We start from the raw sequence: 13,823 nt of genomic DNA on the forward strand, positions 1-13,823 counted from the left end.
ACCACGGTCCTCAAGGTCGGGACCGCCGTGACGCTGCTCGGTCTCCTGGTCGCCGTGGTCGGGGTCGGACTGCCGTGGCTCGTCTCCTGGGCGGGCACGGTGCTGCAGCCCGACGAGGGTGGGACGTCGTCGGCACCGGTCCTCAGCGCACCGGTGCTCGGCGTGCTGATCACGTACATGGCCACGCTGCTGACGTTCCTCCGCCGGAAGAAGGTGCTCGACCGGGCACGGGGGATCCTCGGGAGGAAGGACGGGCGGAGCGCCTCGGTCATCGGCGCGGTGCCCGGTGGTCTCCTCCAGCTGGTCCTCATCGTCCTCACCCTGGTGCTGCTCGTGGCGGCCTGGCTGTACCTCGCCGCCGGAACGGCCGCGCTCGCCAGCGGCGAACCAGGCCCCTGGTTCTGGCGGGGCGTCGCCATCGTCGCGATCGTCCTGACGGTCCTCAGCGGCGTCCTCGACCAGACGTTCCTCAGCCTGCACCCTTTTTACCGGCGCAGGCTCGCGGGGACGTTCGCGACCCGGCGCACCACCCGGTGGGCGGACGAGCGGGTCGTCGCGGAGCCCTACCCGTACGACGAGCGGACCTCCCTGCCCGCGTATGGCGCGCGGGTCGACGGGTTCCCGGAGGTCGTCTTCGCTGCGGCGGCTAACCTCACCGGTGAGCAGCGCGCGCCCCTGGGCGCGACGTCGTTCACCTTCGGCAGTCGCTGGATCGGTGGTCCCGACGTCGGGTACGCGCGGACCGACCAGGTGTGCGCAGCCGTCTCCCCGGCGTTCCAGCGCGACCTGACCGTCCAGGCCGCGATGGCCGTCTCGGGGGCGGCGTTCGCCTCGGCCATGGGCCGTGCCAGCCGCTGGTACAGCACGGTGCTGGCCGTCTCGGGACTGCGACTGGGCACGTGGCTGCCCAACCCGGCGTTCCTAGCGGAGTGGGACGAGGCCAGGACGCGACCGGAGCTGTGGACCCGGCCCGGGCTGCCCAGGATCCGGCGGCTGACCTACCTGCTGCGCGAGGTGCTCGGCAGCCATCGGTTCCAGGACCGGCTCCTGCAGGTAACCGACGGGGGGCACTACGAGAACCTCGGGCTGGTCGAGGCGCTGCGGCGCCGGTGCACGGTCATCCACTGCATCGACGCCAGCGGCGACCTGCCACCGACCGCCGGCACCCTCGAGTCGGCGATCACCTTGGCCGAGGCCGAGCTCGGCGTCCGCATCACCCTCGACGAAGACCAGGTGTGGAAGCTGGTGCCCGGCAGCGCCGAACCGCTCGAGCCGGGGGAGCCGCTGGCGGCGCTCAACGCCCGCCTGTCCAACAGCAACGTCGTGGTGGCCCACGTCTGCTACCCGGCGGAGAGCGACCTGCCCGACGAGCTGCGGCACGGGGTCCTGGTCATCGGCAAGGCGCTCCTCACTCGGCAGATGACGTATGACGTGCTGTCCTACGCCGCGCGGCACGAGGTCTTCCCGCACGACTCGACGGGTGACCAGTTCTTCAGCGACGAGATGTTCACCGCCTACGCGGCTCTCGGTCGGCAGATCGGTACAGCGATGACCCGCACGATCGACGAGGCGGAGCCCTCCGGGGAGCCGCCCGCCTTGGCACCCGAGACGTGCCCGGCCTGCGGTGCCCCCTGTTCTTCCGCGCACGTGCTGAGTGCCCTCGACCGGCACGAGGACGCCCGCGTCCGGCTGACGGATGTACTTGGCCAGGCTGCTGCGGGAGATCCACGCCCGGACCAGGAAGCCTGGGTACTAACCCATCTCGCCGACACATTTATTGCGCTGAACCGTCCTCAGGAAGCGCTGAGCAAGCGTCACGCGGTCCTGGAACTCGCGGGACGGGTGCCAGCCGACACTTCCGACACGGCTCGGTGGCTCGACACGGCTCTGTGGTTGTCGAAGCTCGCCGACGTGCAGGAGGCCCTGAACGAACACCTCGAGGCCCTACCCCCTCGGCGCAGGGCACTGGACATGACCTCGGCTGCAAGGGGCGCTGAGCACCCGGACACGGCGGCCCGCCGGGACGACCTGATCAGGTCTCTCGAGCGCGCTTCGTGCGCAGCAGCCGTCAGCGACCACGACGAGGAGAGGATCGGTCGGCTCGTCGAGGCGCTGGAGCTCAGCGAGGAGCCGAGCTCGCAGCCTCTGCGGGTCGGTCTGCTCCTCAAGGCGCTGGAGCTCAGCAGCCAGACGAGTTCGCGGCCCCTCCGGACCCTCCGGCTCCTCGACGCGGTCGGTGACCTGTTGGCGGACCTGCGGCGGCACGAGGAGGCCCTCCCGCACCGGCTCGACGCGGTGAAGGAGAGCACGACGGTCCTCGGCAGGCACGAGGACACCTGGGCGCGGCTGGACCGGCTCGCGGACACCTGCACCAGCCTCGGCCGGCACGAGGACGCCCTCACGCACCGAGAGAAGGCGGTGGAGGAGAGTACGGCGGTCCTCGGCCGCCGACACCGGCTCACCTGGGCGCGGCTGGATTCGCTGGCGGACACCTACAGCGCCCTCGGCCGGCACGAGGAGGCCCTGTCGTACCGGGTCGAGGTGGTGGAGGTGAGCACGGCGGTCCTCGGCAGGCACCGGGACGTCTGGGCACGGCTGGACCGCCTGGCCGACACCTACACCGCCCTGGGCCGGCACGCGGACGCCGTCGTGATCTGCAAGCGAGCTCACGCGGAGACCCTGGCCGGGCTCGGCGCGTCCCACCCGGACACGACCACCAGGGAGAAGCGGCTCGACGACGCGCGGACAGGTATCGCCGCGCCGTCACGGCCGACGCTGGTCCCCAGCTCGTGACGGCGGGCGGGGCGCCTGATCACAGGAGACGGTGGCCGGTCAGGGGCCCTCGGTGGGGTAGCCCTCCTCGGCCATGCGCCGGATGACGCGGGGGTCGAGCCGCCCCTCGCCCACGGCGGCGTCGACCTCGGTGTCCACGACCGCGCCGTGCTCGTGCATCCACCGGTCGGCGCGCTGCTCGGCGGCCACGCCGTCCTGCGTGAGGTGGGCGTCGCCGATCACCTTGCGCCGGACGGCGTAGGCGACGAGGACCAGCGCCCAGGCGAGCAGGCTGAGCAGCAGCTGCGACCGCGTGTCCTCGCGGACGAACATCTGCACGAGGATCGCGATGATGGCGGCCGCCGTCAGCAGGGTCAGGACGGGGTAGAGCCACATCTTCACCCGCAGCCGCTCCGGCGGGATCGTCGGCCGCATCCGCAGCTGCGAGAGGGTGATCAGCAGGTAGACGAACAGGATGATCGCGCCGGAGGAGTTGAGCAGGAACAGGAAGACCGTGTCCGGCGAGACGTAGGCGGCGATCACGCAGAGGAACCCGATGACCGAGGACGAGAGGATCGCCCACGCCGGGACGCCGCGCTTGCTGATCGACAGCATCCGTCCGGGGGCCTCGTGCCGGGCAGCCAGCACGAACAGCATGCGCGAGGCCGTGTAGAGGCCGGAGTTCAGGCAGGACAGGACCGCGGTCAGCACCACCGCGTTCATGATGTCGGCCGCCGCCGGGATGCCCATCTGCTCCATCGCGGCCACGTAGGGGGAACCGCCGAGCTCCGTGGAGTCCCAGGGCAGGATCGTCGCCAGCAGGAAGATCGAGCCCACGAAGAAGATCGAGATGCGGAAGACGACGGAGTTCGTCGCCTTGACGATGCCGCGCTCGGGCTCGTCGGACTCCGCGGCGGCGATGGTGGCGATCTCGGCGCCCACCATCGAGAAGATGACGATGACGATGCCGCCGAACAGCGCGCCGACCCCGTTGGGGAAGAACCCGCCGTGCTCGGTGAGGTTGGAGAAGTCCAGGTCGCGGTTCGGCCACAGCCCCAGGACGTAGAGCGCGCCCAGGCCGATGAAGACCATGATCGTGGCGACCTTCACGCCGGCGAACCAGTACTCGAACTCCCCGTAGGAGGCCACCGAGAACAGGTTGGTCGCCGTCATGAGCACCATCAGGACCAGCGCCATGAGCCACAGCGGGACGTCGGGCAGCCAGCGCTGCAGGATGCCCGCGCCGGCCACGGCCTCGAAGCCGACGACGATGACCCAGAAGTACCAGTACAGCCAGCCCACGCTGAAGCCGGCCCAGCCGCCGAGCGACTGGCGGGCGTAGTCGGCGAAGGACCCCGTCGAGGGGTTGGCGACCGCCATCTCGCCGAGCATCCGCATGACCATGACGATCAGGACGCCGGTGATGGCGTAGGTGAGGAAGGCCGCCGGGCCGACCTCCCCGATGATGGCGCCCGAGCCGACGAACAGGCCCGCGCCGATGACGCCCCCGATCGCGATCATCGTCAGGTGCCGCTGCTTGAGGCCCTTCTGGAGGTCGCCGCCCTCGGCGGCTGGACCGTGCGCCATGTCCGTTCCTCTCGTCTGGGACCGGGTGTCCGGTAGAGGGTTCGGTGGGGGCAGCGCTCTTCTCGGCTGCGGGCAGCATCTTTCTGCCGCAGCCGCCGGACCGCCAACCGGAGAGCGGTCAGGACCGGGCGGGCGGCCGCGGCACGCCCGACCGGCCGGCCCCGGGCGCGGCCCCGGCCGCCAGCAGTGGGCGCGTCCGCCACGGCACGAGCTCCGACAGCGCGACGACGCTCGTCGAGCGCACCACCGCCGGGGAGCGGTTGAGGTCGACGAGGACCTGCTGCAGCGCCTCGTGGGAGCCGGCGGCCACCCGGCACAGCACGTCCCCCCGGCCGGTGGTGGCGTGGGCCTCCAGGACGGCGGGGATGGCGGCGAGGTCGTGCCGCACGTCGTCGATGGCCCCCTGGGCGATCTCCAGCGTCACGAACGCCTGGACGCCGAAGCCGGCCGCCGCGACGTCGACCCGCGGCCCGTACCCGGTGACGACGCCGCCGTCCTCCAGGCGCCGCAGCCGCGCCGACACGGTGCCGCGGGCGACGCCGGTGACCCGCGACAGCTCCAGGTCCCCGGCGCGCGGGTGGTCCTCGAGCGCGGCGAGCAGCGCCACGTCGAGCGCGTCGAGCCCGGTCCGGTCGGCCATCGCCGTCCTCCCTCCGTCGGTCTCCGGGTGTGCATTCTGTCCACCCCGGGGTGCTGCCGCACGGGTGGACTGCGCAGCTCGCCCAGGGATCGCGGTACCGCTTGCCCAGGTGCCCGGAGCGGGTGTGCGGTGGGCGCCGCACCGTTCCGAGGAGGGAGACGGCCGTGGGCCTCGAGCAGGTTCTCGACGACGAGGAGCGCCTCGCGCAGCTGGACGCCGGCCAGCTGCGGCAGCTGGTCGGACTGGTCGAGTACGACGCCTCGACCGACCCGTTCCCGGTCACCGGCTGGGACGCGCTGGTGTGGGTGGCCGGCAACGCCACCCAGACCACGCACTTCCTGCAGTCGGCGCTCGGCATGGAGCTGGTCGCCTACTCCGGGCCGGAGACCGGCAACCGCGACTCCGTCTCCTTCGTGCTGCGGTCCGGGGCCGCCCGGTTCGTCGTCACCGGCGCCTGCGACCCGGCCAGCCCGCTGGCCGACCACCACCGCCGGCACGGCGACGGCGTCGTCGACATCGCGCTGTCGGTACCCGACGTCGACCGCTGCGTCGCGCACGCGCGGACCGTGGGCGCCACCGTGCTCGCCGAGCCGCACGACCTCACCGACGAGCACGGCACCGTCCGCCTCGCCGCGATCGCCGCCTACGGCGACACCCGGCACACGCTGGTCGACCGCTCCCGCTACACCGGCCCGTACCTGCCCGGCCACGTCGCGCGGACGTCGTCCTACCGGCCCCGGCCGGGCCGGCCGCGGCGGCTGTTCCAGGCCGTCGACCACGTCGTCGGGAACGTGCAGCTCGGCGCCATGGACACCTGGGTGGACTTCTACAACCGCGTCATGGGCTTCACCAACATGGCCGAGTTCGTCGGCGAGGACATCGCCACCGAGTACTCGGCGCTGATGAGCAAGGTCGTCGCCAACGGCAACCACCGGGTCAAGTTCCCGCTCAACGAGCCGGCCGTGGGGAAGAAGCGCTCGCAGATCGACGAGTTCCTCGACTTCTACGGCGGCCCGGGCGTGCAGCACGTCGCGCTGGCCACCGGCGACATCGTGGGCACCGTCGACGCCATGCGTGCCGAGGGGGTGGAGTTCCTCGGCACGCCGGACTCCTACTACGAGGACCCCGCGCTGCGTGCACGCATCGGCACGGTGCGGGTGCCGATCGAGCAGCTGCAGAGCCGCGGCATCCTGGTCGACCGCGACGAGGACGGCTACCTGCTGCAGATCTTCACCAGGCCCGTCGGCGACCGGCCGACCGTCTTCTTCGAGCTCATCGAGCGGCACGGCTCGCTGGGCTTCGGCAAGGGCAACTTCAAGGCGCTGTTCGAGGCGATCGAGCGCGAGCAGGCCCGCCGCGGCAACTCCTGACCCGGCTCAGGGCGCCGGCTCGACGCGGCCGGTGACCTCGCCGAGGGAGATGCGCCCACCGCCGGTGCCGGGTGCGGTGGCGCTGATGGTGACGACGTCGCCGTCCTCGAGGAAGGTGCGCACGGTGCCGTCGGCGAGGGTCAGGGGCTCCTGGCCGTTCCAGGTGAGCTCGATGAGCGAGCCACGCTGGTCGGCCGCCGGGCCGGAGACGGTGCCCGAGGCGAACAGGTCGCCGGTGCGCAGCCTCGCGCCGTTGACGGTCGTGTGGGCGAGCTGCTGGGCGGGGGTCCAGTACACCAGGTCGAACGGCGGGCAGGAGACGAGCTCGCCGTTGAGCCGGACCTCGATGCGGACGTCGAGCCCCCAGGGCTCGGCGTCGGTGTCGTCGAGGTAGGGCAGCAGCGGCACGCGCCGGGCGGGCGGGCGCACCCGGGCGGCCTCCAGCGCGGCCAGTGGCACCACCCACGGCGAGACCGAGGTGAGGAACGACTTGCCGAGGAAGGGACCGAGCGGCACGTACTCCCAGGACTGGATGTCCCGGGCCGACCAGTCGTCGACCAGGCAGACGCCGAAGACGTGCTCGGCGAAGCCGCCCAGCGGCACCGGGGTGCCCAGCTGCGACCCCACCCCGACGACGAACCCGACCTCGGCCTCGACGTCCAGCCGCTGGGAGGGGCCGAAGGTCGGCGCGTCGTCCGTCGGCGCCCTGCGCTGGCCGTTCGGTCGCACCACCGGCGTCCCCGACACGGCCACCGTGCCGGCGCGGCCGTGGTAGCCGATGGGCAGGTGCTCCCAGTTGGGAGGAAGCGGCTCGGAGTCCGGGCGGAACAGCCTCCCGAGGTTCTCCGCGTGGTGCCGCGAGCTGTAGAAGTCGACGTAGTCGGCGACCTCGACCGGCAGGTGCAGCCTCACCTCCGCCCGCGGCACCAGGTGCGGGTCCACACGGCCGCGGTGCTGCTCGTCGGTGAGCCAGGCGGTCAGCTGCTCACGGAGGTCCGCCCACGCCCGCGGCCCGCGCGCCAGGAAGGCGTTGAGCGAGCCGGTGGCGTGGACGCCGTCGCCGGTGGCCGCAGCCAGGTCGAGGACGTGCCCGCCGATCGCGACACCCGTGCGCGGCGGCGTGCCCGGGGTGGAGAAGACGCCGTAGGGCAGGTTGTCCGGGCCGAAGCCGGCGTCCTCGGGCAGGTCGAGCCAGGTCACGCCGAGGGGCCCCGGCCCGACCAGGTCCAGGCGTAGCGCCCGTCGTCAGCGGCGATCCCGGCCTCGCCGAGGTCGAGCGGGCGGAAGGTGTCGACCATGACGGCGAGCTCGTCGAAGTACTCCGCACCCAGGGACCGCTCCACCGCGCCCGGCTGCGGGCCGTGGCTGTGGCCGCCGGGGTGCACCGAGACCGAGCCCTTGCCGATGCCCGAGCCCTTGCGGGCCTCGTAGTCGCCGTCGACGTAGAACATGATCTCGTCGCTGTCGACGTTGGAGTGGTAGTAGGGCACCGGCACCGCCAGCGGGTGGTAGTCGACCTTCCGCGGCACGAAGTTGCAGATCACGAAGTTGCCGCCCTCGAACACCTGGTGCACCGGCGGCGGCTGGTGCACCCGGCCGGTGATCGGCTCGAAGTCGGCGACGTTGAACACGTAGGGGTAGAGGTGCCCGTCCCAGCCGACGACGTCGAACGGGTGCTCGGGGACCACGTGGACGGTGCCGGCCAGCCCGCCGGGACCGGCCCCGCGGTGCTTGACGTGGACCTCGACGTCGGTGCCCTCGGCCAGCAGCGGCTCGGCCGGGCCGCGCAGGTCGCGCTCGCAGTAGGGGGCGTGCTCGAGGAACTGCCCGTATCTCGACAGGTAGCGCGTGGGCGGGGCGATGTGGGAGGTGGCCTCGATGGCGTAGGTGCGCAGCGGCTCGCCGCCGGTGGGGACCCACCGGTGGGTGGTGGTCCGCGGGATGACGACGTAGTCACCCCGGCCCACCTCCAGCGCGCCGAAGACGGTCTCCACCGTGGCGCTGCCGCGCTCGACGTAGACGCACTCGTCGCCGACCGCGTTGCGGTAGTAGGGGCTGGTCAGGCTGCTGACGGCGTAGGAGATGCGGACGTCGGCGTTGCCGAGCACCAGCCGCCGGCCGGTCACCGGGTCGACCGCCTTGTGCTCCTCGCCGGGGAACAGGTCGTGCAGCTTCAGGTGCCGGGGCACCAGCGGCGCGTTCGGCGTCAGGGTCTGGTCGGGCAGCTCCCACGGGCGGGCGTCGACGAGCGCCGACGGCACGCCGCGGTGGTAGAGCAGCGCGGAGTCCGAGCTGAAGCCCTCCTCGCCGACCAGCTCCTCGGAGTACAGGCCGCCGTCGGGACGGCGGAACTGGGTGTGCCGCTTGGGCGGGACCTCGCCCACCTGCCGGTAGAACGCCACGGGGGTGCCTCCTCGGTCATGCCGGGACGGGGATGGGGAGGGCGAGGCCGAGCAGCCGGGCCACCGCGGGGTCGACGTCGGCGGAGCGGGTCAGGACGGCGGCGACGTGGGCGTCGGGGCGCAGCACCCACAGCTCGTGGGGGCGGGCACCCAGGGCCTCGTGGAGCAGGCCGCTCGGGTCGAGGTCGCGCACGCGGTGCACCGCCCTCGGTGGTCCGCCGGCGGCGGGGGGCTCGGGCTCGGGCGCGTCGTCGCCGAGCAGGACGGTCACGCCCTCGCGTGCGAGCTGCCGCAGCCGGACGACGTCCGACCGGCCGGGCACGGTGACCGGGCAGTCGGGCACCAGCACGCCGGGAGCCGGCACCGGCACGTCGCCCCGCGCCGGGCGGCCGGGGAACGGGCGCGTCGGGTCCGGGGTGGTGAGCGGGGAGTCGACGTACCAGAACGGCTCGGCCAGCCGGCCGGAGTCGACCTGCGCCCGGGCCGCGGGGTCGCCGGCCGCCCGCTCGAGGACGTCGAGGCGGTGGCGGGCCTCCGCCTCGGTGCGCGGGACGAGGAAGCGCATGGTCGCCGTGGTGACCTCGACGTTCTCCAGCGCCGCGGCGTGCCGCTCGGCGTGGTAGCTCTCCAGCAGCTCCTCGGGCGCCCAGCCGCGCCGGACGAAGGCGGTCTTCCACGCGGCGTTCTCGGCGTCCAGCACCCCGGAGTTCAGGCCGCGGGCGCCGAACGGGCTGACCAGGTGCGCGGCGTCGCCGGCGACCAGCACCTTCCCGACCCGCATGCGGTCGACCACCCGGGAGGAGAAGCGGTAGACCGATCTCCACACGACCTCGTGGGGCCGGTCGCCGATCACCTGGCGGATCCGCCGGTCCAGGCCGCCGGAGGCCTCCTCGGCGGCGAGGTCGAACCCGGGGGGCACCTGCCAGTCGATGCGGAAGGTCGAGTCCGGGCACGGGTGGACGAGCACCTGGCGGCCCGGGTTCCACGCCGGGTCGAAGTGGAACCGGCGCTCGGTCGCCCAGCCGGGCAGCTCGGTGCGGACGTCGCAGATGAGGAACCGGTCGTCGAAGGTCTCGCCCTCGAAGGAGAGCCCGAGGGCCGACCGCAGGGTGTCGCAGCGCGCCCCGGCGCAGGCGATGGCGGAGGAGCCGCGGACCACGACCTCGCCGTCCGCGGTCGTGCAGCTGACCGTCACGCCGTCGTCGTCGCGGGCGAGGCCGGTTCCCACACCGGTCACCCGGTGTCCCCAGCGGACCTCGATCAGCGGCTCGGCGGCGATGCGCCGGTCGAGCAGCCGCTCGGTGTCACACTGCGAGATGTTGACGAACGGCGGGAACGGTGACCTCCCGCGGTCGGCGAAGCGGGAGCTGAACAGCTCCACGTCGCGGTGGAACGTGCGGGCGGTGGTCCAGGTGACCCCCCGTCGGGCGACCTCCGCGCCCACCCCGACGGCGTCCCAGACGTCGAGGACGTCGCGCTGCTGGCAGATGGACCGGCTGCCGACCGCGTCCCGCTCCGCGCGGGCCTCGAGCACGACGACGGGCAGGCCCCAGCGGGCCAGGAGCAGCGCGGTGGTCTGACCGACCGGGCCGGCACCCACGACCAGCACGGGTGCGGTCGTCGCGGTGCTCATCCCTGCAGCTCGTGCCAGACCTGGCGGTCGCGCTCGGCGGTCCAGATCACGGGGCGCTCGACGCCGGAGAGCTCGTCCCACAGCCGGGACACGTCGAAGGGCAGGCAGTGCTCGAAGATCGGCCAGGCGCCGTACTGCGGGGCCAGGGCGGCGTGGGTGGCGTCGAAGGCCTGCTTGAGGGTGCCGCCGGCGCGGTGCACGTCGCCGACGGTGCGCTGCATGGTGAGCAGGAAGTCGCGGGTCTGCGCGACGGCGGCATCGACCTCGCCGCGGCCGCGCGCGATCCGCCCGCGGCCGCCGACCAGCTGCCGCGCCCCGAGGGCCTCGACCCGGTCGAGGGTGCCGGCGGCCCAGTCGACGTGGAACGCGTCGCCGGTGTAGAGGGCGGCCTGGGACTCCACCAGGTCGCCGGCGAAGAGGATCTCCTGCTGGGGCAGCCAGGCGACGACGTCGCCCTCGGTGTGCCCGCGGCCGAGGAACTCCAGCACGAGCTCGCCGCGGTCGCCGCCGAGCTCGATGGTCAGCCGGTCGCGGAACGTCATGGTGGGCCAGGTCAGGCCGGGGATGGACTCGGGCTCCTCGAACAGCCGCGGCATCCGGCCGTACTCGCTCTCCCAGTCCTGCTGGCCGCGCTCGGCGATCAGGTGCCTGGTCTGCTCGGAGCTGACGATTACCTCGGCGTCGAAGGCGCTGGCGCCCAGCACGCGGACGGCGTGGTAGTGGGACAGCACCAGGTAGCGGACCGGCTTGTCGGTGTGCTCGCGCAGCCTGGCCAGCCAGCGGCGGGCGGCGACCGGGGTGGCCAGCGCCTCGACGCAGACGAGGAAGTCCTCGCCCTCGATGGCGCCGACGTTCGGGTCGCCCTCCGCGGTCAGCGCGTACACGCCGTCGGCGAGCACCTCGAGGGTCTGCTCCTTGACGCCGAGGTCGGCGGAGGAGGCGAAGGGCCTGGTCGCCATGCGGAGGGCTCCCGATCGTCGCCGTCCGACAGCCGGACGCGCTGTCCCGTGACCGGCTCAACGGTGCGCTGCCGTGGCCCACGGCACAAGGGTGCCCGGCACGAGGGACTCCGACGTCCAGGGCGCCGGCGGGGTCTGCTCAGCGCGGGTCGTCGGGGCGTGCCGTCGACCGGACCGACAGCGCGACCCCGGCACGGTGCCCGAGGAAGGCGGCGCTGCGGGGGAGGCGCACCTCGGCGCGGAAGGTCCCCGACCCCTTGCCCAGGTCGGGCAGCGGTTCGCCCGTCGACTGGTGGGCGTGCAGCGGGACGGCGATGTCCGAGCCCCAGGTCGCCCAGGCGACGAGCTGGTCGCCGGGGAGCTCCTCGACATCGACGACCAGGTGGTCGTCGACGTCGGCGATGCCCGGCAGGTGGTCCTCCCAGGTCCCGTCCCCCTCGCACAGCGCGAGGAGCCGCACGTGCACGACGCACCGCATGCGCGTGCGGCGCCCTGCCGCACGGCTCCACAGGTGCGTGGTGGCGAGGTGGACCGGCCGGTCGTCGGGCGCGCCCCCCGCGGGCCGCTCGACCGGGACGGGGCAGGAGTGCGCGGCGGTCCGCTCGTGCAGCAGGACGGGGAGGCCGCGCACGGACACCCGGGTCTCGGCCTGCCAGGTGAGCCCACCGGCGGAGGGGAAGCGCGCGGACACCAGGTCGGCGGTCAGCCGGACGTCGCCGAGCAGGAAGCGCAGCAGGTTCTGCCAGCCCTCCTCGGAGTCCGCCAGCTCGTGGTGGCCGCGGTGGACGAAGGCGCAGTCGGCGCCGTCGACCACGGCGTCGGCCACCGGGACGAGGCCGTCGCCCGGTCCACCCGTGGCGGTCGCGGACCGGCCGGTGACGGCGGGGGAGCCCGCGCAGGAGCCGGCGTCGGTCCCGACGAGGCAGAGGACCCGGTCGCCGGGGAACTCCTCCTCGTCCGCGGGGGCCCGCGGGTCCCACTCGTCGGGCACCCGCGGCTGCCGTCGCGCCGAGGGCGTCAGGTACTCGTACATCTCCCGGCGGGAGAGGACGTCGGCGCCCGCGGAGCCGAACACGTCGCGGACCGCGGCGCGCAGGCCGGGGCCGCTGCCGGGACCGGCGCCGCCGTGCGGTGTGCCGACGGTGACGAGGCGGTCGACCAGGTCACGGGCGCGGACACCGGATCCCGGTCCGCGCCGGTCCGGGACGACCCGCTGGAGCATCGACCGGCACACCAGCCCGCCCAGGCAGTCGGCCACCAGGTGCACCCGGGGAGCCCCGGTCCTGGCCCGGACCTCCTCGACGAGGCGGAGCAGGTCCTCGGCGGCGGTCTCGAGGGGCCGGTGCGGCCGGTCGCACAGCCGGTGGACCCACATTGACGCCGGCGGCGCGGTGCCCTCGGACCGGGGTGCCGCGGTGGTCCCCGGCCCGTCCGGGGCGCACGGCTGGTGGCCCAGCTCGTCGCGGAGGCGCCGGAGGAGCCCCGCGGACCCGGCCGAGGCGGCGTCGCAGACGAGCACGACGGGGAGTGCTCCGGTCATGGGTGCGCCTCCGGTCCGCTCCCGGGTCCACGGGCGCCGGCCGTCGGCCGGTGTGCTCCGCACGCTGCTGCCCCCGCCGATCCTCGACGGCCCGCGTCACCGCCGCGTCACCGCCCGCGCCCGCGGTGGTCCCGGCGCCCGCCGCGGACCACGATGGCCCCGTGGACGACGTCGCCCCTGCCGCCCTCCGGACCGCGGTGGTGACCGGCGCCGGCTCCGGCCTCGGCCGCGCCATCGCCCGGGCGCTGCTGGCCGACGGCTGGTCGGTGGCGCTGCTGGGACGCCGGCGGGAGTCGCTCGGGGAGACCGCCGACGGCGCGGCTGCCGCGCTCGTGCTGCCCGCCGACGTCGCCGACGAGGAGCAGGTGGACGCGGCGTTCGACGCCGTCCGCGACACCTGGGGCCGGCTGGACCTGCTGGTCAACAACGCCGGCACCTTCGGCCCCTCCGGCGAGGTCGACGAGGTCGCGGTCGCCGACTGGCGGGCGACCGTGGACGTCAACGTCACCGGCGTCTTCCTGTGCGCCCGCGCCGCGGTCCGGCTGATGAAGGCGCAGGACCCGCCGGGCGGGCGGATCGTCAACAACGGGTCGATCTCGGCGCACGTGCCGCGGCCGGCCAGCGTCGCCTACACCGCCACCAAGCACGCGGTGACCGGGTTGACGAAGGCCGTCGCGCTGGACGGCCGCGCGCACCGCATCGCCTGCGGGCAGATCGACATCGGCAACGCCGCCACCGAGATGACCGGCGGGATCGCGACCGGTGCCCGCCAGGCCGACGGGTCGGTCCGCCCCGAGCCCACCTTCGACCCCGCGCACGTGGCCGACGCGGTGGTGCAGATGGCCCGGCTGCCGCTCGACGTCAGCGTCCCGTTCACCACGATGCTGGCCACCGGCATGCCCTACCTCGGGCGGGGCTGA

Annotated in this window: 10 protein-coding genes; 3 read left to right on the forward strand and 7 right to left on the reverse strand. The window is 73.8% G+C overall.

What is annotated here, in order from left to right; genetic code table 11:
• The first annotated feature begins 27 nt into the window (after positions 1–27).
• Positions 28–2,793 (forward strand): tetratricopeptide repeat protein, encoded by a 2,766-nt coding sequence (locus ACU616_RS17105; protein ID WP_446759629.1) that lies wholly within the window; start codon positions 28–30, stop codon positions 2,791–2,793.
• A gap of 39 nt (positions 2,794–2,832) precedes the next feature.
• Here ACU616_RS17105 and ACU616_RS17110 read toward each other — a convergent pair whose 3' ends face one another.
• Together ACU616_RS17110 and ACU616_RS17115 are read right to left on the reverse strand one after the other, a co-directional pair.
• Positions 2,833–4,359, reverse strand: coding sequence for an amino acid permease (locus tag ACU616_RS17110; RefSeq protein WP_446759630.1), 1,527 nt, complete (start codon positions 4,357–4,359; stop codon positions 2,833–2,835).
• Between the two features lie 118 nt (positions 4,360–4,477).
• Entirely contained in the window at positions 4,478–4,999 is a 522-nt protein-coding gene (locus tag ACU616_RS17115; protein ID WP_446759631.1) for an Lrp/AsnC family transcriptional regulator, read from the reverse strand.
• Positions 5,000–5,163: 164 nt separating this feature from the next.
• On the opposite strand from ACU616_RS17115, the gene hppD reads away from it, so the two are divergent.
• Positions 5,164–6,369, forward strand: a complete 1,206-nt coding sequence (gene hppD, locus ACU616_RS17120) for a 4-hydroxyphenylpyruvate dioxygenase (protein ID WP_446759632.1) — start codon at positions 5,164–5,166, stop codon at positions 6,367–6,369.
• Positions 6,370–6,375: 6 nt separating this feature from the next.
• Here the strand turns inward: hppD and fahA are convergent, their stop codons facing one another.
• The 5 genes from fahA to ACU616_RS17145 form a co-directional block, all read right to left on the reverse strand.
• Entirely contained in the window at positions 6,376–7,569 is a 1,194-nt protein-coding gene (fahA, locus tag ACU616_RS17125) for a fumarylacetoacetase (RefSeq protein WP_446759633.1), read from the reverse strand.
• A complete protein-coding gene (locus tag ACU616_RS17130) occupies positions 7,566–8,771 on the reverse strand; it encodes a cupin domain-containing protein (protein WP_446759634.1) in 1,206 nt (401 codons plus the stop codon). The genes fahA and ACU616_RS17130 overlap by 4 nt, the downstream gene beginning before the upstream one ends.
• Positions 8,772–8,787: 16 nt before the next feature.
• Positions 8,788–10,404 (reverse strand): FAD-dependent monooxygenase, encoded by a 1,617-nt coding sequence (locus ACU616_RS17135; RefSeq protein WP_446759635.1) that lies wholly within the window; start codon positions 10,402–10,404, stop codon positions 8,788–8,790.
• The gene (locus ACU616_RS17140) at positions 10,401–11,363 is read right to left on the reverse strand and encodes an MBL fold metallo-hydrolase (RefSeq protein ID WP_446759636.1); all 963 of its coding nucleotides are present in this window, start codon (positions 11,361–11,363) and stop codon (positions 10,401–10,403) included. Before ACU616_RS17140 ends, ACU616_RS17135 begins: the two co-directional genes overlap by 4 nt.
• Before the next feature lie 139 nt (positions 11,364–11,502).
• Entirely contained in the window at positions 11,503–12,903 is a 1,401-nt protein-coding gene (locus ACU616_RS17145) for an esterase/lipase family protein (protein WP_446759637.1), read from the reverse strand.
• A 161-nt stretch (positions 12,904–13,064) separates the two neighbouring features.
• On the opposite strand from ACU616_RS17145, the gene ACU616_RS17150 reads away from it, so the two are divergent.
• Positions 13,065–13,823 carry an SDR family oxidoreductase gene (locus ACU616_RS17150; protein ID WP_446759638.1) on the forward strand — a complete coding sequence of 253 codons (759 nt, stop codon included), beginning with the start codon at positions 13,065–13,067 and terminating at the stop codon, positions 13,821–13,823.

It is taken from the genome of Geodermatophilus sp. URMC 62, assembly GCF_052931475.1.